A 25858-nucleotide genomic window follows, 5' to 3' on the forward strand; every position below is an offset into this window, starting at 1 on the left:
CTATCCCTCCTGCAAAGATAAAACCAATTGCTCCATCAGTAATTGTGGACTCACATTCATCTGGAGTCTTTTTTTTGCTTCTAATATAGAAGTGATTTTTTCAAGGATCTTTTGTCTGGATACTTGAATGGCATGTTGTTCTAACTGTGGAAGCAGATCTTGATAGATAACATGATCTGTATTGCCTATTTGGATGGAAAGAATGTCTTTATATACATATAAAAGCAAGTCAAAAGCCATGTCCTGCTGTTCTTTTTCAGCGAAAAAAGGCACCCATTGCGTTTGAACCTGGACGAACGCCTGTCCATTTCGCTTAAAGATCACTTCATACAATTTTATCACTACACGTCTTGCCTGTGCAAACCAATCATCTCGACTTAATTCGAGCGCTTTTTCAGAACTGTTGGTCATTCTTGCAGCGAGTCTTGCATAATTAGCAGGCACATCCTGCTTTAGCAGCTCCTTTTCAATGGCTGAGACGGGGAGCGGCATGAAAGTGAGCGTCTGGCATCTTGAGAGAATAGTGTCAAGCATCTGATGCACTTGTTCGGTCAAAAGAATGGCCATCGTGTCCGCGTTTGGCTCCTCCAGGAATTTAAGCAGGCTGTTTGCGGCATTTGCCGTCATTTTATCAGCGTGGGAGATGATATACAGCTTTTTGTTTGATTCTACCCCTGTTTTTGTAAACTCTTCCTGAAGACTTTGAATCTGCCATTTTTTTATCGAAAGTCCATCCGGCTCCACCAGATGCAGATCAGGATGGTTTCCGGAATGGATGCGCTTGCAGTTTCTGCATGTCTCACACGGCTTATGCCCGTCCGGTTTTTCACAAAAATAGCTTCTGGCGAGAAGAAGACTGACTTCCTTTTTCCCGGTACCTTTTTTCCCTTCAAAAAGGTACGCGTGAGCAAGGCGGTTCTTCTCAAAGCTGTTTCCAAGCAGTTTAAGGACTCTGGGCTGGTACTCTTCTAAATCATTCCATGTGCTCATCGTCATTTCTATCACTCTTTACGTATAAAGGTTCATTAAAAGGCCTTTGATTTCGCCTATTTTTGCCAGTATGTCAATGGAGGACTGCTCCTCCTGAAGCAAAGCCTCTGTCAATTCAATCAGCTGCCGGTCAATTTCCAATACGGTTGTATGATTTCTGCTGCTGCCGGTGAAATCAAAACTCGAGGACTGTTTCAGCTGCAGTCCGTATTCTACAGCTTCTTTCATCATCCGCTTTACAAGGGATTTGTACCGCGCAAGGTCCCTCATATTGCGGGACTTCGCTACACGGCGGCCGGATTCCTCCACACTTGCAAGCATTCCGTTCAACTGATGCAGATGCAGCTTCGTCTCCTGTTTTTGCACAAGCTCGGAAAACGGCCGGCTTGCACCGGAAGGCATAGGGCCTGCATTTCGTTTATCCGGCGCTGTGCGGAGATCCTGATTAATTTTCATATCGTCACCTTAAAAATGGTGAAACTGTTCAATCGGAAGAACAAACACCGTCGCTCCGCCGACCTCTACTTCAACAGGATAAGGGACATAGGAATCCGCATTTCCTCCCATTGGAGAGACGGGTGCCACCAGCTGTTCTCTTGACTGGCAATTTTCCCTGATGACAGATAATGCCTTCTCAACCCGGGCATCTTCTGTCCCAATCATGAACGTTGTGTTCCCGGATTTTAAGAAACCGCCCGTTGATGCAAGCTTTGTCGCTCTGAAATTATGTTCAACCAATGCACTCGACAGCTTATTGCTGTCCTGGTCCTGTACAACCGCAATGATCATTTTCATCATGTATGCCTCCTTATAGTTTAACAGCTATCTTTCTATAAAGCATTGTTTCATTTATGGTAATTGTATTCCCATTATATCAGCGTTCACTTTAAATAAGGAATTAAAACTTCCATTACGTCCCGGCACACATCTTCAAGACTCTGATCGGCGTTGATCACTTTGATCCGGTCCGGAAATCTTTCTATCGTTTGTTTATACCCTTCCTGAACTTTCTCATGAAAATCCATTTTTTCAAGATCAAGCCGGTTCACTTCACGGCCGTCATTGCGGCTGATCCTCATCAAACCGCGTTCAGGAGCGATATCAAAGTAAACCGTAAGATCAGGCATGACCCCGTCAATGGCAAATAGATTGATGGAGTATACCTCTTCTGTGCCAATCCCGCGCGCATATCCCTGATAAGCAAGAGAACTGTCAATAAAACGGTCGCAGATGATCAGCTTTCCTTCATTTAATGCCGGAATGACTTTTTCGACCATATGCTGTCTTCTGGCAGCTGCATAAAGCAGCGCTTCTGTTCTTGCATCCATCTCCGTATTTTCTTTATTTAAAATCACTTCACGGATCTGTTCGGCAATCCGGATTCCTCCGGGTTCTCTTGTAAAAACAGCCTCAATGCCCTGTTGTTTAAACTCCTCATGAACCTTTTGCAGAACAGTCGTTTTCCCTGCTCCCTCCGGCCCTTCAAATGTAATAAACGTCCCTTTCACTACAATCACCTTTTCTGTATATAAACAGCAAGCTGTTCATCTTTCAATGCCTGTCCGCCCTGAAAGCGCGCTTTGCATGCCATTAATGTTCTGATCTGCCTCACATGCTCCTCCGTAATGATTTCTCCTTCCATTAAAAGAGGAATACCCGGCGGATACGGAATAACAGCCTCTCCGCTTAACAGCCCGGCTGCATCCTCAAATGACGCGACTTCTTTACTATACCCATTTAATTCCCCGTACGATAGGGGAAGCATACTGATTTTTTGATTTTCTTCCTTATATAAAAGCGGATCCAATGGAATTCTTCCCTCATCGCCCTTATCAGAAGAAAAGAGGAATGAATCTGCCTGATTCCTGCTGAGAGGCAAAACAAGAAGAACATTTTGGATATCTGCAAGCTCTGTATAGACTCCCTGCTCTTCAAGGCGGCGCTGAAGCTCAAACCCTGAAAGCCCGGCTGCAGACCTGATTGTCAGTTTTAAAGGATCGATGATTGCGCGTTTATCCATTGTCGTGACAATTTCAACCTCTTTGTTCGCCTCCACACTTTTTTTAAAGACGTCCACAGCTTGCAAGATTTCAACCGCACCTTTGGTTAAAACAAGCTTCTCCATATACTCCCTTGCCAAATCAAGCGAGGCCATAATAGGGTATGAAGGGCTGCTGCTTTGAAAAACAGACAGATAGTATAAAAGCCTGTTCCGATCAATCAGCCCGCCATTCACATGGAGGAATGACCCCATTGTCATCGCAGGAAGCGTTTTATGAGCGGACTGAACAACAGCATCAGCCCCTGCTTCAATTGAAGAAGCAGGGAATGGCATGCCGGGAACAAAGTGAGCGCCATGAGCTTCATCCACCAAAACAGGAATTCCTTCTCTATGAGCAAGTTCCACCGCTTCTCTGAGGTCTGCAGTGATGCCGTAGTAATTCGGATTTGTCAAAATGAGTGCCTTTGCCTCCGGAAACCTTTTGACAGCTTCTTTCACCGTCTCTGTCTCCACATAGGACGGAACACCGTACGCTTCGTCCATCCTTGGTGAAAGAAATACCGGCTTTGCCCCGGAGAGCCTGATGGCATTAATGATTGACTTGTGGCTATTGCGCTGAACCAAAACAGGCTTTCCAGGCTCACAGCAAGCCATAATCATCGCCAAATTCCCGGAAGTTGACCCGTTCACAAGGAAAAATGTTTCATCTGTCTGATACAGCTCAGCAGCCAGCCTCTGCGCCTCCAATATGGGGCCGCTTGGATCATGAAGGTCATCAAGTCCCGTGATCTCCGTTGCATCAAGCCTGAGAACGCTCCTGAAATCTCCTGCAGCCTCCTCCGGAAAAACCTTTCCATACTTATGCCCCGGCACATGAAACGAAACCGGGTTTTGAAGCTCATGCTTCTTTAATGCTTCATACAGCGGTGCTGCCATCTAACGAAACCGTCCTTTATTATGTCTTATTGCCATTATATCAATAGAAGCCCGCCGAAAAAAGCGCAAGCACCGGAGTCAGGTCTGACAGACCTGGCCGGCAGATTCGATCCAGGCTGTTTTGCGGACGCTTGCGCCTGGACCTCCTAATGCGCATAAAACAAAAAAGCCGCCTGTGACGGCAGCTTAAGAATAGAGCGGCGGTGTTTTCACCCTCCGCAGTTTATCAACGTAATAGGCGTACTTGGGATCTTCCGTTTCTGTCTGAATCATATCAGTCTCGCAATCTGTACAAACAAAACTTGTATAGAGATGAATTCCCTTCACCTTTTCTGTATCGCATATAATACACGTTTCCCCAGCCGGTTTCTTCACATCTTCCGAATTCACTGTTCTCCACCTCCATACAAGCAGTTTTGCCACAGATCCACTGTTGTATACAACATTTCGAATACTCATTCCCTCTCCCATTGTATGCCGGTGAGCCCAAATCGTGTATGTCTATATAAAATAACCGGGCTGCAGGGAGAGGCGTTCTTTTTTTATAGAACATGCAGGATCTATTTGCTTTCATTTAGGCCTTTTGCTTACCCTCTGATATCGTTTTACGGTTTGAGAGGGTACGATTCAGGCGGTTGCTTACCCTCTAATATCGTTTTACGGTTTTACAGGGTACGATTCGAGTGGTTGCTTACCCTCTAATATCGTTTTACAGTTTTACAGGGTACGATTCGGGTGGTTGCTTACCCTCTAATATCGATTTACGGTTTTACAGGGTACGATTCGGGTGGTTGCTTACCCTCTAATATCGTTTTACAGTTTTACAGGGTACGATTCGAGTGGTTGCTTACCCTCTGATATCGTTTTACAGTTTTACAGGGTACGATTCGGGGGTTTGCTTACCCTCTGATATCGTTTTACAGTTTTACAGGGTACGATTCGGGTGGTTGCTTACCCTCTAATATCGTTTTACAGTTTTACAGGGTACGATTCGGATGGTTGCTTACCCTCTAATATCGTTTTACAGTTTTACAGGGTACGATTCGGATGGTTGCTTACCCTTTGATATCGTTTTACGGTTTAGCAGGACGATTCAGGTGATTGATTACCATCACTCATTATTTCTGGCGCAAATACCCTTGCCCAGGTTAAATTTACCTACATCCTATTCTTTTCCGAACAACAAAAAAGACAGCATCTCTGCTGTCCTTTTTTTCTGCGTGCCTGGCAACGTCCTACTCTCACAGGGGGAAACCCCCAACTACCATCGGCGCTAAAGAGCTTAACTTCCGTGTTCGGCATGGGAACGGGTGTGACCTCTTTGCCATCATCACCAGACAATATGCAATTGGTTGAAAGAGTTATTCTTTCAAAACTGAGTAACGTTTGATAACAAGATTCACGTGCAACTTACGCTTAGTTAGACTGTGGTTAAGTCCTCGAACGATTAGTATCTGTCAGCTCCACACGTCACCGCGCTTCCACCTCAGACCTATCAACCTGATCATCTTTCAGGGTTCTTACTCACAAATGTGATGGGAAATCTCATCTTGAGGGGGGCTTCATGCTTAGATGCTTTCAGCACTTATCCCTTCCGCACATAGCTACCCAGCGATGCCTTTGGCAAGACAACTGGTACACCAGCGGTGCGTCCATCCCGGTCCTCTCGTACTAAGGACAGCTCCTCTCAAATTTCCTGCGCCCACGACGGATAGGGACCGAACTGTCTCACGACGTTCTGAACCCAGCTCGCGTACCGCTTTAATGGGCGAACAGCCCAACCCTTGGGACCGACTACAGCCCCAGGATGCGATGAGCCGACATCGAGGTGCCAAACCTCCCCGTCGATGTGGACTCTTGGGGGAGATAAGCCTGTTATCCCCGGGGTAGCTTTTATCCGTTGAGCGATGGCCCTTCCATGCGGAACCACCGGATCACTAAGCCCGACTTTCGTCCCTGCTCGACTTGTAGGTCTCGCAGTCAAGCTCCCTTGTGCCTTTACACTCTGCGAATGATTTCCAACCATTCTGAGGGAACCTTTGGGCGCCTCCGTTACATTTTAGGAGGCGACCGCCCCAGTCAAACTGCCCGCCTGACACTGTCTCCCAGCCCGGTAAGGGCTGCGGGTTAGAATTTCAATACAGCAAGGGTAGTATCCCACCAATGCCTCCACCGAAGCTGGCGCTCCGGTTTCCAAGGCTCCTACCTATCCTGTACAAGCTGTACCAAAATTCAATATCAGGCTGCAGTAAAGCTCCACGGGGTCTTTCCGTCCTGTCGCGGGTAACCTGCATCTTCACAGGTACTATAATTTCACCGAGTCTCTCGTTGAGACAGTGCCCAGATCGTTACGCCTTTCGTGCGGGTCGGAACTTACCCGACAAGGAATTTCGCTACCTTAGGACCGTTATAGTTACGGCCGCCGTTTACTGGGGCTTCGGTTCAAAGCTTCGCTTGCGCTAACCTCTCCCCTTAACCTTCCAGCACCGGGCAGGCGTCAGCCCCTATACTTCGCCTTGCGGCTTCGCAGAGACCTGTGTTTTTGCTAAACAGTCGCCTGGGCCTATTCACTGCGGCTTTTCAGGGCTATTCACCCTAAAAAGCACCCCTTCTCCCGAAGTTACGGGGTCATTTTGCCGAGTTCCTTAACGAGAGTTCTCTCGCTCACCTTAGGATTCTCTCCTCGCCTACCTGTGTCGGTTTGCGGTACGGGCACCTCTCACCTCGCTAGAGGCTTTTCTTGGCAGTGTGGAATCAGGAACTTCGGTACTAAATTTCCCTCGCCATCACAGCTCAGCCTTATATGGGAAGCGGATTTGCCTACTTCCCGGCCTAACTGCTTGGACGCGCATATCCAACAGCGCGCTTGCCCTATCCTCCTGCGTCCCCCCATTGCTCAAATGGTGAGGAGGTGGTACAGGAATATCAACCTGTTGTCCATCGCCTACGCCTTTCGGCCTCGGCTTAGGTCCCGACTAACCCTGAGCGGACGAGCCTTCCTCAGGAAACCTTAGGCATTCGGTGGAGGGGATTCTCACCCCTCTTTCGCTACTCATACCGGCATTCTCACTTCTAAGCGCTCCACCAGTCCTTCCGGTCTGGCTTCGACGCCCTTAGAACGCTCTCCTACCACTGTTCGTAAGAACAGTCCGCAGCTTCGGTGATACGTTTAGCCCCGGTACATTTTCGGCGCAGAGTCACTCGACCAGTGAGCTATTACGCACTCTTTAAATGGTGGCTGCTTCTAAGCCAACATCCTGGTTGTCTAAGCAACTCCACATCCTTTTCCACTTAACGTATACTTTGGGACCTTAGCTGGCGGTCTGGGCTGTTTCCCTCTTGACTACGGATCTTATCACTCGCAGTCTGACTCCCGAGGAGCAAGTCTTTGGCATTCGGAGTTTGACTGAATTCGGTAACCCGATGAGGGCCCCTAGTCCAATCAGTGCTCTACCTCCAAGACTCTCATACTCGAGGCTAGCCCTAAAGCTATTTCGGAGAGAACCAGCTATCTCCAAGTTCGATTGGAATTTCTCCGCTACCCACACCTCATCCCCGCACTTTTCAACGTGCGTGGGTTCGGGCCTCCATTCAGTGTTACCTGAACTTCACCCTGGACATGGGTAGATCACCTGGTTTCGGGTCTACGACCACGTACTAATTCGCCCTATTCAGACTCGCTTTCGCTGCGGCTCCGTCTCATCAACTTAACCTTGCACGGGATCGTAACTCGCCGGTTCATTCTACAAAAGGCACGCCATCACCCGTTAACGGGCTCTGACTACTTGTAAGCACACGGTTTCAGGATCTTTTCACTCCCCTTCCGGGGTGCTTTTCACCTTTCCCTCACGGTACTGGTTCACTATCGGTCACTAGGTAGTATTTAGCCTTGGGAGATGGTCCTCCCGGATTCCGACGGGATTTCACGTGTCCCGCCGTACTCAGGATCCACTCTGGAGGGAACGAAGTTTCGACTACAGGGTTTTTACCTTCTATGACAGGCCTTTCCAGGCCGCTTCATCTACCCCGTTCCTTTGTAACTCCGTATAGAGTGTCCTACAACCCCAAGAGGCAAGCCTCTTGGTTTGGGCTGATTCCGTTTCGCTCGCCGCTACTTGGGAAATCGCATTTGCTTTCTCTTCCTCCGGGTACTTAGATGTTTCAGTTCCCCGGGTCTGCCTTCAGTACCCTATGTATTCAGGTAAAGATACTGTTCCATTACGAACAGTGGGTTTCCCCATTCGGAAATCTCTGGATCAAAGCTTACTTACAGCTCCCCAAAGCATATCGGTGTTAGTCCCGTCCTTCATCGGCTCCTAGTGCCAAGGCATCCACCGTGCGCCCTTCATAACTTAACCAAAATTGGTCAATCGTTTGTTTAGACTGTAAAGTCTAAGAAAAATCACTATGGTAAGCGTAAATCTCAGTGAATTACTTGTTATCAATTACGTTATCCAGTTTTCAAAGAACAACTTTCTTGGTGGAGCCTAGCGGGATCGAACCGCTGACCTCCTGCGTGCAAGGCAGGCGCTCTCCCAGCTGAGCTAAGGCCCCGTATTAAAGAGATGGTGGGCCTAAATGGACTCGAACCATCGACCTCACGCTTATCAGGCGTGCGCTCTAACCAGCTGAGCTATAGGCCCATCTCATATAAGGATAAAAGAGACGATTGCGACGAACAAAAAAGCACGCGCATGACGTTCTCGCTTACTTGTAAAGTAAACTTCCTATTTAAATGGAGAACAAAGTTCTCTCAAAACTAAACAAAAACCAAAAGCGACCTCATATCCTTAGAAAGGAGGTGATCCAGCCGCACCTTCCGATACGGCTACCTTGTTACGACTTCACCCCAATCATCTACCCCACCTTAGGCGGCTGGCTCCTTGCGGTTACCCCACCGACTTCGGGTGTTGCAAACTCTCGTGGTGTGACGGGCGGTGTGTACAAGGCCCGGGAACGTATTCACCGCGGCATGCTGATCCGCGATTACTAGCGATTCCAGCTTCATGCAGGCGAGTTGCAGCCTGCAATCCGAACTGAGAATGGTTTTATGGGATTGGCTAAACCTCGCGGTCTCGCAGCCCTTTGTACCATCCATTGTAGCACGTGTGTAGCCCAGGTCATAAGGGGCATGATGATTTGACGTCATCCCCACCTTCCTCCGGTTTGTCACCGGCAGTCACCTTAGAGTGCCCAACTGAATGCTGGCAACTAAGATCAAGGGTTGCGCTCGTTGCGGGACTTAACCCAACATCTCACGACACGAGCTGACGACAACCATGCACCACCTGTCACTTTGTCCCCCGAAGGGGAACCTTCTATCTCTAGAAGTGGCAAAGGATGTCAAGACCTGGTAAGGTTCTTCGCGTTGCTTCGAATTAAACCACATGCTCCACCGCTTGTGCGGGCCCCCGTCAATTCCTTTGAGTTTCAGTCTTGCGACCGTACTCCCCAGGCGGAGTGCTTAATGCGTTAGCTGCAGCACTAAAGGGCGGAAACCCTCTAACACTTAGCACTCATCGTTTACGGCGTGGACTACCAGGGTATCTAATCCTGTTCGCTCCCCACGCTTTCGCGCCTCAGCGTCAGTTACAGACCAGAGAGTCGCCTTCGCCACTGGTGTTCCTCCACATCTCTACGCATTTCACCGCTACACGTGGAATTCCACTCTCCTCTTCTGCACTCAAGTTTCCCAGTTTCCAATGACCCTCCCCGGTTGAGCCGGGGGCTTTCACATCAGACTTAAGAAACCGCCTGCGCGCGCTTTACGCCCAATAATTCCGGACAACGCTTGCCACCTACGTATTACCGCGGCTGCTGGCACGTAGTTAGCCGTGGCTTTCTGGTCAGGTACCGTCAAGGCGCCGGCAGTTACTCCGGCACTTGTTCTTCCCTGACAACAGAGTTTTACGATCCGAAAACCTTCATCACTCACGCGGCGTTGCTCCGTCAGACTTTCGTCCATTGCGGAAGATTCCCTACTGCTGCCTCCCGTAGGAGTCTGGGCCGTGTCTCAGTCCCAGTGTGGCCGATCACCCTCTCAGGTCGGCTACGCATCGTTGCCTTGGTGAGCCATTACCTCACCAACTAGCTAATGCGCCGCGGGCCCATCTGTAAGTGACAGCCGAAACCGTCTTTGAATGTCAAACCATGCGGTTTGACATAGTATCCGGTATTAGCTCCGGTTTCCCGGAGTTATCCCAGTCTTACAGGCAGGTTGCCCACGTGTTACTCACCCGTCCGCCGCTGACCTCCGAAGAGGTCCGCTCGACTTGCATGTATTAGGCACGCCGCCAGCGTTCGTCCTGAGCCAGGATCAAACTCTCCGAAGAAAATTTGTGACTCATAAATGTTGCTGACTTAAAAAATTTAAAACGTTTGGTACGCTTTTGGTTTTGTTTAGTTTTCAAAGAACTTTTAATGTCGCATCGTCTTGAAGCGACCTCCTTAATATATCACGCGATGTCCTATTAAGTCAATAACTTTTTTGAAGAAGTTTTTGTTAATGTCATCAGCGACGTTTATTAATATACCACCGTGTCATCGGGGTGTCAACAAAAAAAATAGAACAGGCAGTTTATTTTGCCCGTTCTACGTTAAGATCACCATTTTGATTACGATAAGCGCCGCCACCCCGGGCAATCCGAGCAAGCCCGAGATGGCTGCTGTTGTCCAGTTAATAGGAATGTGCAGGTCAATGCTTGTACCGAATGCATTAATAAAAAATAGAAACAATGCGCCTACAACAATCTTAGCCATCGCCTGCCCGATCCATCTCATTGATTTCATCGGGGCGCCTGCCACAAGAAGCAGAACGATGATGCCTCCAAGAATGGAAAAAACATATACAGGTTCCATTCCACCACTCACTTTCATCGTTACTTTCTACATATCTATGAAAGGATGGTAAAAATAGAACAAGCTATTTCTTTCCGATGGTGATATTTCTTTTCTTGGCTTCTCTTAATAAGAAGAAGTATTTAGACTGGGAAACCTTAAGTTCATAAAGGATTTCCGGCGAGGGCTCCACGCTTTTGTCAACAAGCTGCTTTCTGTGATTCCATTCACTTTTCATATGGAGGAGGTCGTCAATAAGCAGCTGATCATATTCTTTTCTGAGCCAGCCTTTTCTGCGAAAAAACATTGAAAAATTCCCCTTCCTCCTGTTTTAAAGCTCCCGTCTGCCTTCAAGCGCTTTAGAGAGTGTCACTTCATCTGCGTATTCCAGGTCTCCTCCCACAGGAAGACCGTGTGCGATTCTCGTCATTTTAATCCCTGCAGGCTTCAAAAGCCTTGAGATATACATAGCCGTCGCTTCTCCCTCAATGTTGGGATTGGTCGCCAGTATGATTTCCTGGACAGAATCATCCTGCAGCCTTTTAAGCAGTTCAGGAATTTTAATATCCTCCGGACCAATTCCGTCCATTGGAGAAATGGCTCCTTGAAGGACATGATAAAGGCCTGTGTATTCTTTCATTTTTTCCATGGCAATGACATCTTTCGGGTCCTGCACGACACAAATCACAGATTTGTCTCTTCTTTGATCCTCGCAAATGTAGCAAGGGTCCTGATCTGTGATATGTCCGCATACAGAGCAGTACGTCAGATTCCTTTTTGCATTAACAAGCGCTTTTGCAAAATCCAAAACGACGTCTTCCTTCATGTTCAGGACGAAAAAAGCCAGGCGGACCGCCGTTTTGGGGCCGATTCCTGGCAATTTCATAAAGCTGTCAATCAGCTTTGATATAGGCTCTGGATAATGCATCCCATTCCTCCTAGAACATGCCTGGCAAGTTCATGCCTTTTGTGAATTTGCCCATTGTTTCGTTCGTCAGATCATCCATTTTTTTGAGTGCATCGTTTGTAGCTGCAAGCACAAGGTCCTGAAGCATTTCGATGTCATCCGGGTCCACGACTTCCGGTTTGATGTTTACATCAGTGACCTCTTTGTTGCCGTTGATTGTCACAGTAACCATCCCGCCGCCTGCAGATCCTTCAATTGTTTTTGTTACAAGCTCTTCCTGTGCTTTTGCCATGTCTTTCTGCATTTTCTGCATTTGTTTCATCATCTTTTGCATGTTTCCCATTCCGCCACGGTTCATTAATAATCTCCTCCAAATCAGTCTTTTATTTCAATGAGGTCTGCACCCACTAATTTTTTCGCCTCGGCGATCAGCGGGTCCTCGTTTTCATCAGGGGTATTGCCGTCATCATTCTGACGCTGATCACGTATGTAATCCTCTCTTATTTTACCCCATTCCTGCTCAGGAACGCCAACCATTTCCAATGTCCGTCCTGTAAGAGAAAGCAAAATGGCTTCCATATTGCTGCGGACACCGTTATTATCGTCCGCCACCATCTTGCAGTGGATTTCATATTTAAATTTTAGCACAAACGCAGTCTCTGATGCTGCGACAGGTTCACTGTCCGTCAGAAGCGCTGCATGGGATACTTTATTTTGTCTTCGGAGCTCTTCAAGGAGTTCTCCCCACTTGCCCTTAATGGCAGCAAGGTTTGGCTTTGTTGCATCTTTCAGGATTTCCTGAATCCGGCCAGAAGGGACTTTATATCCGCCGCGGATTGTCTTAGATGCTTTTTGCTCTCCCTGCTGCGCCTGCTGCTGCCCGCCTTGTGGCACGCCCTGCTTTTTCAGGAGTTCAAGTTCCCCGGACAATTTCTTCACCATGGCCTGAAGTTCGCTGTAATCGCCGCCTCCGCCTTCGCTGCCCGCTCTGCCTTTGCCCTCAAACTCTGAAAGCTTCACAATGGCAACCTCAAGGAAGATGCGCGGATGGTTTGTCCATTTCATTTCCTGCTGGCTCTTGTTCAGCACATCAATCGCATGGTAGATGGCATCAGTCTGAATTTCTTTCGACAGGCTGACAAACTGATCATCAGCCGTCACTCTTTCAAGTACCTCTTCAAGCTGCGGAGCTGTCTGGTAGAGGAGCAGATCCCTGTAATAGTAGATAAAGTCTTCTGTAAGCTTTGATGCATCCTTCCCCTGGTTCATCAGCTCATCGAGTGTCTGCAGCGCACTCGATACATCTTTTTCATGCATGGAATGAATCAGGTTTCCAATCATCGCCTGGGATACAGAGCCTGTAATGAGCAGGGCATCATCAAGCGTCACTCTTTCATCACTGAAGGAAATCGCCTGATCAAGCAGACTGAGCGCATCACGCATTCCTCCGTCTGCAGCGCTTGCAATGACCTGAAGTGCAGACTGGTCTGCGATTATCTTCTGATCATCAATAATCTCCTGCATCCTTCCCACAATTGAAGCTGCCGTGATCCGTTTAAAATCAAACCGCTGGCACCTTGAAATGATGGTGAGAGGAATTTTGTGTGGTTCTGTTGTCGCCAGAATAAAGATGACATGTTTCGGAGGCTCTTCAAGCGTCTTTAACAGGGCATTGAACGCGCCGATTGAAAGCATGTGAACCTCATCGACGATATAGACTTTATATTTAACCGATGATGGTGCATATTTTACTTTATCCCGGATATCCCGGATTTCATCTACTCCGTTGTTTGAAGCAGCGTCAATTTCAATTACATCAGAAATAGAGCCATCTGTGATTCCCCGGCATGCTGAGCATTCATTGCACGGCTCTGCAGCTGGCGCTTTTTCACAGTTGACTGTTTTGGCAAAAATCTTGGCAGCGCTCGTTTTACCCGTTCCCCTCGGCCCGGAAAAAAGATACGCGTGCGAGAATTTATCTTGCAGCAGGGCATTTTGAAGCGTTCTGGTAATATGTTCTTGACCTACGACATCATGAAATTGCTGCGGCCGCCAAACACGGTATAAAGCCTGATAACTCACATAACGCCCTCCTTCAAATTCATCCTTTCTATTATACCTTATGGAAACAGGAATTTACAAAGCCCAAAAAGGGGTCAGTCCCGCACTGCATTAATGCAGTGCGGGACTGCCCCCTTTTTGAAAAAAATAAAAAACCCATCCTTCATCAGGATGAGCTGATTATTATAAGTTAAACTGCCGTGCACCTTCCGTCGATTAGTGCCCATAAGCGTTACTTAAGCAGTTAGCTCGGCCCAGGCAACCCTGCGGCACATGAGAGATTCCACTTAATGCTGCTTCCTTCCGGACCTGACATGGTTCATGGATTCCCATTGCGCAGGACCCAGACGTCAACACCACTTACTTAAGGCAGGCCCTACAGACAGCTAACCTCGGGAAAGGGATTCGGCCTCGCTAGAGCGGATTGCGAGTACAGGGCACCGCTACCTCCCCGCTTAGCACGGCAAAATTGATACCTAGTTTAGGTGCGCCGTTTAGTACGACGCATAACCTAGTATATAAGGTTTTACCGAAAATTGCAATCTCCAGCTACTGTAAATTTTTTGAAGAAGCCTTCAGCGCTTTTTTCTTTTCACGCAGTTCTCTGAAAAAATCACTGAGCAGACGCCCGCATTCTTCTTCAAGTACACCCCGGGTCACTTCTGACTGATGATTAAATCTGCTTTCATCCAGAAGATTCATCAGTGTTCCGGCACAGCCGCCCTTCGGATCTGCAGCGCCGTAAACGACCCGCTTCACTCTTGAGAGCACAATCGCACCTGCACACATCGGACAAGGTTCAAGAGTAACGTACATTGTCGCATCTTCCAGTCTCCATGATCCTGTCCGTCTGCATGCTTCATCGATGGCAATCATCTCGGCATGGGCAATTGAGCGCTGGTCCGTTTCTCTCAAGTTATATCCTGTGCCAATCACTTCATCGTTCAAAACAATGACAGCACCGATCGGCACCTCTCCAATCGCTTTTGCCTTAAGCGCTTCTTTGACCGCCAGTTCCATGTACATCTGATCTTTATCCATTATGTGCTCCTTATAGATTCAGGCAGGTTGGCACAAGCTAGGTTTAGTAAAGGAGTGAATGGCTTTGGATAAAAAAGCAGCCTGTGCCCTGCTGATTATTGATATGATAAATAACTTCGACTTCAAGCACGGCGAAACGCTCGCCGCTGAAGCAAAAACAGTGTCGCAAAACATTTATACTCTGAAAAAGAAGCTGCAGCAGCAAAATGTTCCTGTCGTCTATATAAATGATCATTATAAATTATGGCAGGCCGATTTTCAAAAAATATCGGAAACCTGCACAAATGAACGGAGCAAACCGATTATCGACCAGCTCTATCCGGATGATACCGACTATTTTTTAATCAAGCCCATGCACTCCGCCTTTTACGGAACTGCATTAAATGTACTCCTTGATCACCTTCAAGTTAAGCATCTCATTTTAACAGGCATTGCCGGAAACATTTGCGTGCTTTTTTCAGCCAATGATGCCTATATGCGAGGCTATCGGCTTTCCGTCCCCGCAGACTGCATTGCATCAAATGATAAGCACGACAACGAATATGCCCTGCGGATGATGAAGAATGTCCTGCAGGCGGATATATCCGCTTCCCCTCATATAAAAATATAACATGCTCCCGCTCATTTCCTCATAGAATGTAACAGAGAAAGTATGACGAATGAGTGAGGGGATTCAATATGCAGATACATATTGTCCGGGAAGGACAAACATTATACGGCATTGCCCAGGCGTACAGCACGACTGCCGAAGAGATCATTCAGACAAACGAGATCCCAAATCCCGGCCAGCTTGTCGTCGGCCAGACTATTGTTATTCCGATCAGGGGGCGTTTCTACTGGGTGCAGCCCGGCGATACCCTCTGGTCCATCAGCAAAAAGTTCGGCACTACCCCAAAAGAGCTTGCAGAAATAAACGGGATCCAGCTCAACACCCAGCTTCAGATCGGATTCAGGCTCTATGTTCCCGAACGCCCTAAACCAAAAGCAGAGTTTAACGCCTATATAGAGCCGTCCGGCAATCAGGTCAGCCCGAACCTAGAGGAAAGCGCCAGAGAAGCAGCTCCTTATTTAACATACCTCGGCCCGTTCAGCTTCCGCATCCAAAAAGACGGAACACTGAAAGAACCTCTATTAAATGATTTTGCCAATATCGCAAAGAAAAACAAAGTCACGCTGATGATGATTGTAACGAACCTGGATGATGACGGCTTCAGTGATGAGATTGGACGGATTGTTCTCAACAATCAGGATGTCCAGAATAAGCTTTTAAACAACATCGTTGCGACAGCAAAGAAATACGGATTCAGGGATATTCATTTTGACATGGAATATTTGCGTCCGGCAGACAGAGAAGCCTATAACCGTTTTTTGAAAAAAGCAAAAGCAAGATTCAAGAAAGAAGGATGGCTGATCTCAACCGCTCTTGCACCGAAAACAAGTGCAGATCAAAAAGGCAAGTGGTATGAAGCCCATGACTACAAGGCTCATGGGGAAATTGTTGATTTTGTCGTCGTCATGACATATGAATGGGGATACAGCGGGGGACCTCCTATGGCAGTGTCTCCGATCGGCCCTGTCCGCGAAGTGCTCGACTATACGCTTACAGAAATTCCTGCGGGAAAGGTCATGATGGGGCAGAATCTCTATGGCTATGACTGGACGCTTCCGTTTAAGCCGGGAGGACAGTTTGCAAAAGCCATAAGCCCGCAGCAGGCCATCCGTCTCGCAAGCCGGTATAACGTCCCGATTCAATATGATATGAAAGCTCAGGCGCCGCACTTCAATTACCGTGCAGAGGACGGCAAAGAACATGAAGTCTGGTTTGAAGACGCACGATCCATCCAGGCGAAATTTGACCTGATGAAGGAACTGAAGCTCCGCGGCATGAGCTATTGGAAGCTCGGGCTTTCCTTCCCGCAGAACTGGCTTTTGATTACCGACAATTTCGAGGTCGTGAAACGTTAAAAAGCAGCCGCCAGGCTGCTTTTTCTGATTGCTTTCCTATTCAATCCATGTATACATATAGTCTTTATCTTCAATTTCCTGTGCTTTCTTCACAACCTTAAGCGGCCGGAACGTATCAATCATGACAGCAAGCTCCAGGGTATCTTTTTTCCCGATGCTTGCTTCCGTCTTCCCTGGATGAGGCCCATGGGGAATGCCGCTCGGATGAAGCGTGATCGATCCACGCTTAATTCCTTTTCTGCTCATGAAATTTCCTTCAGCATAGTAAAGAAGCTCATCGCTGTTCACATTGCTGTGATAATAAGGAGCCGGAATGCTCTCCGGATGGTAGTCGTACATCCGCGGCACAAAGGAACAGACAACAAAATTGTGCCCTTCAAACGTCTGGTGAACCGGAGGCGGCTGATGGATACGGCCTGTAATCGGCTCGAAATCTTCAATGTTAAACGCCCATGGATACAAATAGCCGTCCCAGCCGACGACATCAAAAGGATGATGCCCCAGGATGTGCCTGTGCATATACCCTCTGGATTTTGTCAGTACTTCAAACTCTCCCCGCTCATCAAAGGTAAGCAGTTCCTCAGGACCGCGAAAATCCCTCTCGCAAAACGGGCTGTGCTCAAGCAGCTGACCGTACTCGTTTCTGTACCGCTTCGGCGTCGTAATCTGACTGCACGATTCAACGATGAGAAAGGCTGTCTCTGTCTCAGGCTGAATTCTGTAAATCGTCCCGATGGGAATCGAGATGTAATCTCCTGAACGATAGGTGATCACACCGAACATCGTCTCCACTTTTCCGCTCCCTTCGTGGACAAAAAACAGCTCGTCGCCATCTCCGTTGCGGTAAAAAGAGGACATTGGCTTATCTGCTTTGATGACGCCGATTAAAAGATCGTCATTTCCCAGAAGATACTCCCTGGCACTCAGGGCATCCCCCTTCTCTGTCATAGCATCTGTGAAAAAGTGCCTGTGCTTTAATGAATCTGTCTTTTCATATTCCGGCATGCACGGCTGCAGCAGCTCAGATTTCACCACTTCAGTCGGCATATAATGATGATAGAGAATCGACTGCACCCCTGAAAAGCCTTTCGTTCCCATCACCTGTTCCCTGTACAGGCTGCCGTCTTCTTTTTTAAACATTGTGTGCCTCTTATGCGGGATCGTGCCAAGAGTCCGGTAATACATCCTCTCACCTGCTTTTAGCTGTGATTTTGTTTTTCAGAGAACCAAGGCCCTCAATTGTCAGTTCAACTTCATCCCCAGGCTGCAAATAACGGTGCACCTCTTCTCCAAGCTCAAGAATGCAGCCTGTGCCCACGGTGCCTGAACCAATGACCTCTCCCGGATACAGCGTCACACCGGCTGATGCTCGTTCAATCATTTCGCCAAACGAATAATAGCAGTCCCGTACGTTGCCGCTTGAGAGCTGCTTACCATTAACAGCTGCTTTCATCTCGAGATCAAGCTTTGGTCCGAGTTCATCCGCGGTTACAAGAAAAGGACCGAGCGAGGTCGCAAAATCCTTTCCTTTTGCAGGACCGAGGCCGACTTTCATCTCTGCCTGCTGAAGATCGCGTGCACTCCAGTCGTTCATAATAAAGTACCCGAATATATACTCACCTGCGCGCTCAGCCGGAATATCACAGCCTTCTTTTCCAATCACGCAGGCAATCTCAAGCTCATAATCCAAAGCCCCGCATCCGGGAGGAACTTCGATGGCATCCCCCGGCCCTTTAACAGCCAGATGATTTGAAAAATAAAAAACCGGAAACTGATACCATTCAGGCACAACGTCAAGCCCTCTTTTCCCCCGTGCTGTTTTCACGTGCTGCTCAAACGCATAAAAATCACGGATGCTCAGCGGCCTTGGAAGAGGAGCTGCAAGCCTTTCCTCCTCAAGCTCATAAACCCCTGCATCCCCGGCACGAAATGGTTTAAGACTCCTGATGAAATCAGCATACCGTTCATAGTCCGCTATCAGACGGAGAAGATCCCGAGGCAAATACCCCCCGCTTGCCGCATGCATATCGATGATCAAATCTCCCTGTATCCATCCTGCCCTCAGTTGTTGATCACCCGTTTGAAAGGTCACAAATTTCATCCCATCACCTTCTGACAATTTCAAATGTGTCACTCATCGGCTTTGTATACTGATTCCCCGCCAGGCGGCCAATCGGATTCAGCTTCCCTGTATCAATTTTGCCGTCATAGAAAAGGGCATCGTCAACATGGACGTGAACGACCTTGCCGATTACAAGACTTCCGGCCCCGGCATGCTCTCCAAAGTGAAGGACGTCATGAAGAATGCACTCCAAGTGCACAAGACTTTCCTTTACCCTTGGAGGCGAAACAGCAGCGCTGCTTATTTTCGTCAGCCCGCTCTCCTCAAATTCGTCCGCATCCCGCGGGAATTCTCCGGCACACAGATTCATCTGTTCGCCAATCTCTTCGCTGACGATATTAATGACAAACTCTTTCGTCTGTTCAATGTTAAGAAGTGTATCTTTTTTCGTTCCGTCTGTCCCCCTTCTCATGGGAGAAAAACAGACCATCATCGGTTCTGCTGAGATCGCCGTGAAAAAGCTGAACGGTGCGAGATTGGCCGTCCCGTTTTCATCTAATGTAGAAACAAACGCAATCGGCCTCGGCAAAATCGAACCGATCATGAGCTTATAGGCATCTTTCCAATGGAGCGAGTCAGGCTTTACATCCATGTCCATCACCTTCCGCGTTTACAGATTTCCCCGCCGCTCCTGCTCTCTTTCAATCGACTCAAAGAGCGCTTTGAAGTTTCCGTCTCCGAAACCTTTTGCCCCTTTTCTCTGAATGACTTCAATGAAAACCGTTGGACGGTCGACAATCGGCTTTGTGAAGATCTGCAGCAGATATCCTTCATCATCGCGGTCTACCAGAATGTTCAGTTCTTTCAGCTTATCAATTTCTTCGTCTATATCCCCTACCCGCTCGCTCAGCGTTTCATAGTAAGCATCAGGAGTATTCAGGAACTCAACACCATTTTTCTTCAGGATGGCGACTGTTGAAACAATATCCTCCGTTAAAATAGCCAAATGCTGCACGCCCGGTCCTTTGAAGAACTCAAGGTATTCCTGGATTTGAGATTTTCGTTTTCCTTCAGCCGGCTCGTTAATCGGAAACTTGATCCGGCCGCCGTTGTGCATCACCTTTGACATAAGAGAAGAATATTCTGTACTGATATCCGAATCCGTGAAATGCCTCATTTCCTTAAAGCCCATGACTTTCTCATAATAGGAAACCCATTCCTGCATGCTTTCTACATTTCCAACGACATGATCAACCCCGATAATGCCGGCTTCTGTATAAGGAATCCTCATTTCCGCTTTTTCATACCCCGGCATAAAAACACCCTTGTACTCTTTTCTCTCAATAAGAGAATGAATGGTGTCCCCGTACGTGCCGATAACAGCTTTTTTTACTATTCCATGGTCATCCTTTAATTCAAATGGAGGGGTGATCGAAATGGCTCCCCGCTCAACAGCCCCTTTGTAAGCCTTTTCAACATCATCCACGACAAGGGCAATATCCCTTACTCCGTCACCATGTTTTTTAACAAATTCAGCCACACGTGAGGTATCATTCAAAGAACCTGTAATAATCAGACGGACCTTTTGCTGCTGCAGGACGTAGGAGACTGTCTCTCTGTTGCCGGTTTCAAGACCGGAGTAGGCGACAAGCTTAAATCCGAAAGCCGTACAGAAATAATGCGCAGACTGCTTGGCATTTCCTGAATACATTTCCAAATAATCAACATCTTTTACCGGAAAAAAATCCTCTGTCACTGCATCCATTGCAACTGTTTCCTCACGCATAAAAATCCCTCCATTTTATGAATATTAGTACTATTCCGAATCTATCATACGGAAAATGAAACAGACGAGGCAAGAGTTCAAAGTAAAGCTACAACGCTTTTCTGCAGTGATGCGGACCGGCATAATTCCCTCCTTTCCATGGCAGGATAATTGGAAACTTTTCTTTTTTGGGAAATGCCCGCTCTTTTCCTATTAACACTGTGATACAATGAAATTTGTCTGTTTTGATAGATTTTTTTGCGTAGGAGGACACGTGATGAATGGCGTACCGTTTATTACTGTGGAAGGACCGATTGGCGTAGGGAAAACTTCACTTGCAAAGGCGATAGCAGAACACTATCACTTTCATTTGCTGAAAGAAATTGTGGATGAAAATCCGTTTCTCGGCAAATTTTATGAAAACATCGAAGAGTGGAGCTTCCAGACAGAAATGTTCTTCCTCTGTAACCGATATAAGCAGCTAGAAGATATTGCCCAGTTGTTTTTGAAAAAGAGTCAGCCGGTTGTGGCAGATTACCATATCTATAAAAACCTCATTTTTGCAAAGCGCACTCTTAAAAAAGAACAATATGATAAATACCTCGACATATATTCCATTTTGACAAGCGACATGCCAAAACCAAACTTGATCATATACTTAGATGCAAGTCTTGAAACGCTTCTCGCGAGAATCGACAAGCGCGGAAGAGAGATCGAGAAAAAGATAGAACCTGGATACCTGAAGCAGCTGTCCGAGGATTATGAAGTGGCCATGTCACAATGGGAAAAGGAACACCCGTCCATCCCTGTACTGAGGTTCAGCGGGGACGAGCTTGACTTTGTCCAAAACGAAAAAGATTTGGCCTATATCTTTAAGCGTCTGGATGAATCTTTACACGAAGGAGCTAAAGCTAAATGAATTTGAGAGAAAAATACAGCATACCGAACAATGCTGTGATTACTATAGCGGGCACTGTCGGCGTCGGCAAGTCGACGATGACAAATGCGCTTGCAAATGCCCTGAACTTCCGCACCTCATTTGAAAAAGTAGATACAAATCCGTATCTTGATAAGTTTTACGCAGATTTTGAAAGATGGAGCTTCCACCTGCAGATCTACTTCCTCGCAGAACGCTTCAAAGAGCAAAAGCGCATCTTTGAATATGGCGGCGGATTTATTCAGGACCGTTCCATTTATGAAGACACAGGCATTTTCGCAAAAATGCACTACGAAAAAGGGACGATGACAGAAGTTGATTATGAAACCTACACGAATCTTTTCGATGCGATGGTCATGACGCCTTACTTCCCTCACCCTGACCTTCTGATTTACCTCGAAGGCAGCCTTGACGACATTCTGTCCCGCATCAAAGAGCGCGGACGCCCGATGGAGCAGCAGACACCTGTTGCCTACTGGGAGGAAATGCACCGCCGCTATGAAGACTGGATCAACAACTTCAATGCGTGCCCGGTGCTGCGCCTGAACATCAATGACTACGACATCATGAATGACGAAGGTTCCATCGAGCCGATCGTGGAGCGCGTTGCCCATTTTATTGAGCAGACCAGACTGCTGAAAAAATAACCGATTTAAGCCTTTTTCGAAAGGCTTTTTTTGTTGCCGAATTGCAGGCAAAAACCCAACTGCTCCTCACTCCGGCACTTGTGCGATACAGGTGAATATCTTAATAGACGAATGCTGGTATTTAAAAAGGAGAAGCGAGACATGGGAAAGGTAAACTTTAATAAATCCGTAAAATCCGGGCATAGAATGGATCAATTCCAAGAAAAGGACCAGACCGGGCACACCCAGGATCAGTCTCAGACAGCTATGCAAAATCCGTTTCTTGAAGGAACTGAACAGGACCTGCAGCAAAATGCCAATCAAAATCCTGTTTTAAATCCTAATCAGGAGCAAACGCTTGAAAGTCAGACTCAGCGGCAGCGCCATGGAGATCAGACTCAGGGAGCACAAACAATAGGAGGGCACACCAATCATTCTCCTCTGACTAACAACCAGACCATCACAACTGATGTCAGCGGTGTTACGGTAAATGTGACTTGCTGCTGCGAAAAGGAGAAAAAACCTTTGAAAGAATACTGCGAGAAGGGCTGTACATGCAAAGATTGCAAAGAAAAGAGAGACTGTGGATACTCGGGCAGTAAAAAAGAGGAAAAATGCAATGATGACTGCGACTGCTGCACAAGAGATCTGGCTGCACTGCTTGAAAGCCTGAGGGTCTTTCAAACTACAGCAGAAGATACTGCCGGTATTGATATTTATCTGACTGGTTCCCCATCGCTGGTCAATCCCTTTAGAGATCAGATTATCACAAGTGTAAACGAATGCGGAGCTTTTACATTCCGGGGACTGGGTCAACTTGCCCCCCGGCCAAATACGACCGTTCAGATTTGTAAAACAGCAGGAGTCAGTGCTGCTGCCGGCAGCCCTGAGTTCAGCTTCCTGCAGAGCGCGGGGGCGGCATGCCTGAATTCTTTGGACAGGAAAAAGAGAACGTGCTGCTGCGGGTGCTGTGCAGAAAACATAGCAGAAGACCTTTTATTTGCCTCAAGATTTGGTTTGAATGTCAGCTTGCTCGTTGACGGTCTGACGGGTCTTAATAACCTGGTCGTTTTAAACGTGTGCGGCTGTCTTGCATTCTTTACAACAGTCAGTATTATCGGAGTGCCATCGGAGATTTATGCTTTTAGTGTGTGTTCCATTACAGGATTTACTGTTCTTTGATAGCGAACCCGCCTAAACTCTGAACAAAACCTTGAATAGATACAAAAAGCCCGCTGCAGAAGCAGCGGGCTTTATCAACAATCTCCAATTATTATGCGCGTAATAACCGGAATTCATATTTTAAATGGAGGAGGTAGAGGGATTCGAACCCCCGCGGGGTTTGACCCCCCTGTCGGTTTTCAAGACCGATCCCTTCAGCCAGACTTGGGTATACCTCCGTACTGACAAGAATTAATATATCATATAGAAAATATGCCTGTCAACGTTTCTAAAAAACTTTTTTCAAAAAAATCAGAGGGCCAAAACGGCTGTTTGGGCCCTCCGGTATGACAAACCATTATCTTGATAGAACTTCTCTGTTACCCATGTATGGACGCAGAACTTCAGGGATGATGACTGTCCCGTCTTCCTGCTGGTAATTTTCAAGAATCGCTGCAACCGTGCGTCCGATGGCAAGTCCTGAACCGTTCAGCGTGTGAACAAATTCAGGTTTCCCTTTAGGTTCGCGTCTGAAGCGGATGCCTGCACGGCGTGCCTGGAATGCTTCAAAGTTACTGCAAGAAGAAATTTCGCGGTATGTTTCCTGGCTCGGAATCCATACTTCGATGTCGTATTTTTTCGCAGCCGTAAATCCGAGATCAGCTGTGCACATTCTCAGAACGCGGTACGGAAGTCCAAGAAGCTGCAGAACCTTTTCAGCGTGTCCTGTCAGTTTTTCAAGCTCATCGTAAGAGTCTTCCGGTTTTACGAATTTCACAAGCTCTACTTTGTTAAATTGATGCTGGCGGATCAGACCTCTTGTATCTCTTCCCGCAGAACCTGCTTCAGAACGGAAGCAAGAGCTGAACGCTGCATAGTTGATCGGCAGCTGATCGGCAGACATGATTTCTTCGCGGTGCATGTTCGTAACCGGTACCTCAGCAGTCGGGATCAGAAAGTACTCCTCGTCTGCAATTTTGAATGCATCTTCCTCAAACTTCGGAAGCTGTCCTGTACCCGTCATGCTCGCTCTGTTGACGATGTACGGAGGAAGAACTTCCGTATAGCCGTGCTCATCAATATGAAGATCAAGCATGAAGCTGATCAGCGCACGCTCAAGACGAGCACCAAGACCTTTGTAAAAAACAAAGCGGCTTCCTGTTACTTTTCCTGCACGTTCAAAATCAAGGATTCCCAAATGGTCGGCTACATCCCAGTGAGGCTTCGGCTCGTATGCAAATGACGGAAGTTCGCCCCACTCGCGGTGAAGAATGTTATCATCCTCCGTTTCACCGACCGGCACACTTTCGTGGGGAATGTTCGGAATAGACAGCATCAGGTTTTCAAGCTCAGCTTCAACTTGTCTAAGCTCTTCATCCATTTCCTTCACCTTGTCGCCAACTTCACGCATCTCTTTAATCAGGTGATCGGCATCCTGCTTTTCGCGCTTCATGACGGCAATTTGACCGGAAACCTCGTTGCGTTTGCTTTTATAAACCTCAACCTCAGAAATCAGGTCACGGCGTTTTTGGTCAAGCTCTTCAAATTTGGAAAAATCGCCTAAATCTTCTCCTCGATGAGAGAGCTTTTCTTTTACCTCTTCAAAATTAGCCCGCAAGTATTTAATATCCAGCATCCTAAACACTCCTTTATCTTTTTTTGCAAATAAAAAACTCCCGTCCCTGGTAAAGGGACGGAAGTTGTATCCGCGTTGCCACCCTAATTGAAGGCAGAATCCTGCGCCTTCCTCTTAGCAGGATAACGGCCTGTTCCGGACATATCTAGTCTCCGAAGATTTCAATACATCATTCAAGGATGGATTCACAAGGCTCTCACACCGGTTCGCACCTGCCACCGGCTCTCTTTGGAAAGAAACACTTGCTACTGGTTCCTGTCATCACGTTGTGCTTATTTAAGTAATTCATAATTTACTACAAGTTTGGTACGGTTGCAAGGGTTTTATACGCTTAATTTTTCTTTTGCCTGTTCCGCCATGCGGACAAAAAGACCTGTCATCCTGTGATCATCCGTTAATTCCGGATGGAAGGAGCAGCCAAGGAACTGGCCCTGTCTTGCAGCGACAATGCGTCCATCGTGTTTAGAAAGGATCTCAACGTCTTCTCCAACCTCCACAATATGAGGGGCTCTGATGAAAACGCCGGTAAAGTCTTCCGCTACATCCGTGATGTTAAGCTCCGCTTCAAAACTGTCACGCTGACGCCCGAAGGAATTCCGTTCAACGGTTACATCCATGACACCAAGATGGCCTTCTTCATATCCGACAATGTTTTTCGCAAGAAGAATAAGGCCTGCACACGTTCCAAACATCGGTTTACCTTGTGCAGCAAACGTTTTTAAAGGACCCATGAATCCGTATTTATCAATCAGGCGTCGCATCGTCGTGCTTTCACCGCCCGGAATAATCAGACCGTCAAGCTCATCAAGCTGCTCAGTCCGTTTGACAACGATCCCTTCAGCTCCGCTTTCCTCAATGGAGCGGATGTGCTCTCTGACGGCACCCTGAAGGCCAAGTACACCAATTTTAAGCATGACTCTTCTACTCCTTTG

General features: G+C 47.4%; 23 protein-coding genes, 3 tRNA genes, 3 rRNA genes, 1 other RNA gene and 1 other annotated feature. Of the genes, 5 read left to right on the forward strand and 25 right to left on the reverse strand.

Features of this window, described 5'->3' with window-relative positions; translation table 11 throughout:
* The 18 genes from holB to tadA form a co-directional block, all read right to left on the reverse strand.
* Nucleotides 1-996: a DNA polymerase III subunit delta' gene (gene holB, locus MHB63_08715; GenBank protein MEK3806618.1), complete on the reverse strand. Its 996-nt coding sequence runs from the start codon at nt 994-996 to the stop codon at nt 1-3.
* A gap of 12 nt (nt 997-1008) precedes the next feature.
* Entirely contained in the window at nt 1009-1446 is a 438-nt protein-coding gene (locus MHB63_08720) for a YaaR family protein (GenBank protein ID MEK3806619.1), read from the reverse strand.
* Nucleotides 1447-1455: 9 nt separating this feature from the next.
* Nucleotides 1456-1785 (reverse strand): cyclic-di-AMP receptor, encoded by a 330-nt coding sequence (locus MHB63_08725; protein MEK3806620.1) that lies wholly within the window; start codon nt 1783-1785, stop codon nt 1456-1458.
* A gap of 86 nt (nt 1786-1871) precedes the next feature.
* Entirely contained in the window at nt 1872-2498 is a 627-nt protein-coding gene (gene tmk, locus MHB63_08730) for a dTMP kinase (protein MEK3806621.1), read from the reverse strand.
* 5 nt (nt 2499-2503) lie between these two features.
* Nucleotides 2504-3928, reverse strand: coding sequence for an aminotransferase class I/II-fold pyridoxal phosphate-dependent enzyme (locus MHB63_08735; GenBank protein MEK3806622.1), 1425 nt, complete (start codon nt 3926-3928; stop codon nt 2504-2506).
* Nucleotides 3929-4114: 186 nt separating this feature from the next.
* Nucleotides 4115-4303 carry a sigma factor G inhibitor Gin gene (locus MHB63_08740; protein ID MEK3806623.1) on the reverse strand — a complete coding sequence of 63 codons (189 nt, stop codon included), beginning with the start codon at nt 4301-4303 and terminating at the stop codon, nt 4115-4117.
* An 847-nt stretch (nt 4304-5150) separates the two neighbouring features.
* A 5S ribosomal RNA gene (rrf, locus tag MHB63_08745) occupies nt 5151-5266 on the reverse strand.
* 89 nt (nt 5267-5355) lie between these two features.
* A 23S ribosomal RNA gene (locus MHB63_08750) occupies nt 5356-8286 on the reverse strand.
* 120 nt (nt 8287-8406) lie between these two features.
* Nucleotides 8407-8482: transfer RNA gene (locus tag MHB63_08755), tRNA-Ala, on the reverse strand.
* Between the two features lie 12 nt (nt 8483-8494).
* Nucleotides 8495-8571: transfer RNA gene (locus tag MHB63_08760), tRNA-Ile, on the reverse strand.
* Between the two features lie 151 nt (nt 8572-8722).
* Nucleotides 8723-10260: ribosomal RNA gene (locus MHB63_08765) — 16S ribosomal RNA — on the reverse strand.
* The 16S, 23S and 5S rRNA genes sit together here with 2 tRNA genes alongside, the layout of an rRNA operon.
* A gap of 259 nt (nt 10261-10519) precedes the next feature.
* Nucleotides 10520-10786, reverse strand: coding sequence for a pro-sigmaK processing inhibitor BofA family protein (locus MHB63_08770; protein MEK3806624.1), 267 nt, complete (start codon nt 10784-10786; stop codon nt 10520-10522).
* Between the two features lie 64 nt (nt 10787-10850).
* Nucleotides 10851-11072: a YaaL family protein gene (locus MHB63_08775; GenBank protein ID MEK3806625.1), complete on the reverse strand. Its 222-nt coding sequence runs from the start codon at nt 11070-11072 to the stop codon at nt 10851-10853.
* Between the two features lie 24 nt (nt 11073-11096).
* Nucleotides 11097-11693, reverse strand: a complete 597-nt coding sequence (gene recR / locus MHB63_08780; GenBank protein MEK3806626.1) for a recombination mediator RecR — start codon at nt 11691-11693, stop codon at nt 11097-11099.
* A 10-nt stretch (nt 11694-11703) separates the two neighbouring features.
* Nucleotides 11704-12030, reverse strand: coding sequence for a YbaB/EbfC family nucleoid-associated protein (locus tag MHB63_08785; GenBank protein MEK3806627.1), 327 nt, complete (start codon nt 12028-12030; stop codon nt 11704-11706).
* 17 nt (nt 12031-12047) lie between these two features.
* Complete coding sequence (gene dnaX, locus MHB63_08790) at nt 12048-13754, reverse strand: DNA polymerase III subunit gamma/tau (protein MEK3806628.1); 1707 nt, start codon at nt 13752-13754, stop codon at nt 12048-12050.
* A 177-nt stretch (nt 13755-13931) separates the two neighbouring features.
* Nucleotides 13932-14197: signal recognition particle sRNA large type (gene ffs, locus MHB63_08795), an RNA gene on the reverse strand.
* Between the two features lie 85 nt (nt 14198-14282).
* The gene (gene tadA / locus MHB63_08800) at nt 14283-14774 is read right to left on the reverse strand and encodes a tRNA adenosine(34) deaminase TadA (GenBank protein MEK3806629.1); all 492 of its coding nucleotides are present in this window, start codon (nt 14772-14774) and stop codon (nt 14283-14285) included.
* A 64-nt stretch (nt 14775-14838) separates the two neighbouring features.
* Here tadA and MHB63_08805 point away from each other — a divergent pair, with 64 nt between their 5' ends.
* Together MHB63_08805 and MHB63_08810 are read left to right on the forward strand one after the other, a co-directional pair.
* Nucleotides 14839-15384 carry an isochorismatase family cysteine hydrolase gene (locus tag MHB63_08805; GenBank protein MEK3806630.1) on the forward strand — a complete coding sequence of 182 codons (546 nt, stop codon included), beginning with the start codon at nt 14839-14841 and terminating at the stop codon, nt 15382-15384.
* Nucleotides 15385-15452: 68 nt separating this feature from the next.
* A complete protein-coding gene (locus MHB63_08810; GenBank protein ID MEK3806631.1) occupies nt 15453-16739 on the forward strand; it encodes a glycoside hydrolase family 18 protein in 1287 nt (428 codons plus the stop codon).
* A 36-nt stretch (nt 16740-16775) separates the two neighbouring features.
* Here MHB63_08810 and MHB63_08815 read toward each other — a convergent pair whose 3' ends face one another.
* The 4 genes from MHB63_08815 to hppD are packed head-to-tail and all read right to left on the reverse strand — an operon-like array spanning nt 16776 to nt 20587.
* Nucleotides 16776-17924, reverse strand: a complete 1149-nt coding sequence (locus MHB63_08815) for a homogentisate 1,2-dioxygenase (protein ID MEK3806632.1) — start codon at nt 17922-17924, stop codon at nt 16776-16778.
* Nucleotides 17925-17928: 4 nt separating this feature from the next.
* Entirely contained in the window at nt 17929-18840 is a 912-nt protein-coding gene (locus tag MHB63_08820; GenBank protein MEK3806633.1) for a fumarylacetoacetate hydrolase family protein, read from the reverse strand.
* Between the two features lie 4 nt (nt 18841-18844).
* Nucleotides 18845-19453: a flavin reductase family protein gene (locus tag MHB63_08825; protein MEK3806634.1), complete on the reverse strand. Its 609-nt coding sequence runs from the start codon at nt 19451-19453 to the stop codon at nt 18845-18847.
* Between the two features lie 18 nt (nt 19454-19471).
* Nucleotides 19472-20587, reverse strand: a complete 1116-nt coding sequence (gene hppD / locus MHB63_08830; GenBank protein MEK3806635.1) for a 4-hydroxyphenylpyruvate dioxygenase — start codon at nt 20585-20587, stop codon at nt 19472-19474.
* 256 nt (nt 20588-20843) lie between these two features.
* Between hppD and MHB63_08835 the strand changes: the two genes are divergently transcribed.
* From MHB63_08835 to MHB63_08845, 3 genes are all read left to right on the forward strand, one after another.
* Nucleotides 20844-21485: a deoxynucleoside kinase gene (locus MHB63_08835; protein ID MEK3806636.1), complete on the forward strand. Its 642-nt coding sequence runs from the start codon at nt 20844-20846 to the stop codon at nt 21483-21485.
* On the forward strand, nt 21482-22150 hold the full coding sequence (locus MHB63_08840) for a deoxynucleoside kinase (GenBank protein MEK3806637.1): 669 nt from the start codon (nt 21482-21484) through the stop codon (nt 22148-22150). Before MHB63_08835 ends, MHB63_08840 begins: the two co-directional genes overlap by 4 nt.
* 141 nt (nt 22151-22291) lie before the next feature.
* The gene (locus MHB63_08845) at nt 22292-23311 is read left to right on the forward strand and encodes a hypothetical protein (GenBank protein MEK3806638.1); all 1020 of its coding nucleotides are present in this window, start codon (nt 22292-22294) and stop codon (nt 23309-23311) included.
* A 125-nt stretch (nt 23312-23436) separates the two neighbouring features.
* Here the strand turns inward: MHB63_08845 and MHB63_08850 are convergent.
* From MHB63_08850 to pdxT, 3 genes are all read right to left on the reverse strand, one after another.
* A tRNA-Ser gene (locus MHB63_08850) sits at nt 23437-23529 on the reverse strand.
* Nucleotides 23530-23648: 119 nt separating this feature from the next.
* Entirely contained in the window at nt 23649-24926 is a 1278-nt protein-coding gene (gene serS / locus MHB63_08855; protein MEK3806639.1) for a serine--tRNA ligase, read from the reverse strand.
* A 50-nt stretch (nt 24927-24976) separates the two neighbouring features.
* Nucleotides 24977-25197, reverse strand: a binding site (T-box leader).
* 52 nt (nt 25198-25249) lie between these two features.
* Nucleotides 25250-25840, reverse strand: a complete 591-nt coding sequence (pdxT, locus tag MHB63_08860) for a pyridoxal 5'-phosphate synthase glutaminase subunit PdxT (protein ID MEK3806640.1) — start codon at nt 25838-25840, stop codon at nt 25250-25252.
* Nucleotides 25841-25858 lie beyond the last annotated feature (18 nt).

Origin of the sequence: Bacillus sp. FSL H8-0547, from assembly GCA_038002745.1 — a bacterium.
GTDB lineage: Bacteria > Bacillota > Bacilli > Bacillales > Bacillaceae > Bacillus_P.

Bases quoted from the DNA above. Each gene is read 5' to 3' on its own strand.
- holB (MEK3806618.1), bottom strand. From the start codon at position 996: ATGACGATGAGCACATGGAATGATTTAGAAGAGTACCAGCCCAGAGTC.
- MHB63_08720 (MEK3806619.1), bottom strand. From the start codon at position 1,446: ATGAAAATTAATCAGGATCTCCGCACAGCGCCGGATAAACGAAATGCA.
- MHB63_08725 (MEK3806620.1), bottom strand. From the start codon at position 1,785: ATGAAAATGATCATTGCGGTTGTACAGGACCAGGACAGCAATAAGCTG.
- MHB63_08735 (MEK3806622.1), bottom strand. From the start codon at position 3,928: ATGGCAGCACCGCTGTATGAAGCATTAAAGAAGCATGAGCTTCAAAAC.
- MHB63_08770 (MEK3806624.1), bottom strand. From the start codon at position 10,786: ATGGAACCTGTATATGTTTTTTCCATTCTTGGAGGCATCATCGTTCTG.
- MHB63_08775 (MEK3806625.1), bottom strand. From the start codon at position 11,072: ATGTTTTTTCGCAGAAAAGGCTGGCTCAGAAAAGAATATGATCAGCTG.
- recR (MEK3806626.1), bottom strand. From the start codon at position 11,693: ATGCATTATCCAGAGCCTATATCAAAGCTGATTGACAGCTTTATGAAA.
- MHB63_08785 (MEK3806627.1), bottom strand. From the start codon at position 12,030: ATGAACCGTGGCGGAATGGGAAACATGCAAAAGATGATGAAACAAATG.
- tadA (MEK3806629.1), bottom strand. From the start codon at position 14,774: ATGGATAAAGATCAGATGTACATGGAACTGGCGGTCAAAGAAGCGCTT.
- MHB63_08810 (MEK3806631.1), top strand. From the start codon at position 15,453: ATGCAGATACATATTGTCCGGGAAGGACAAACATTATACGGCATTGCC.
- MHB63_08815 (MEK3806632.1), bottom strand. From the start codon at position 17,924: ATGTATTACCGGACTCTTGGCACGATCCCGCATAAGAGGCACACAATG.
- MHB63_08820 (MEK3806633.1), bottom strand. From the start codon at position 18,840: ATGAAATTTGTGACCTTTCAAACGGGTGATCAACAACTGAGGGCAGGA.
- MHB63_08825 (MEK3806634.1), bottom strand. From the start codon at position 19,453: ATGGATGTAAAGCCTGACTCGCTCCATTGGAAAGATGCCTATAAGCTC.
- hppD (MEK3806635.1), bottom strand. From the start codon at position 20,587: ATGCGTGAGGAAACAGTTGCAATGGATGCAGTGACAGAGGATTTTTTT.
- MHB63_08835 (MEK3806636.1), top strand. From the start codon at position 20,844: ATGAATGGCGTACCGTTTATTACTGTGGAAGGACCGATTGGCGTAGGG.
- MHB63_08840 (MEK3806637.1), top strand. From the start codon at position 21,482: ATGAATTTGAGAGAAAAATACAGCATACCGAACAATGCTGTGATTACT.
- MHB63_08845 (MEK3806638.1), top strand. From the start codon at position 22,292: ATGGGAAAGGTAAACTTTAATAAATCCGTAAAATCCGGGCATAGAATG.
- serS (MEK3806639.1), bottom strand. From the start codon at position 24,926: ATGCTGGATATTAAATACTTGCGGGCTAATTTTGAAGAGGTAAAAGAA.
- pdxT (MEK3806640.1), bottom strand. From the start codon at position 25,840: ATGCTTAAAATTGGTGTACTTGGCCTTCAGGGTGCCGTCAGAGAGCAC.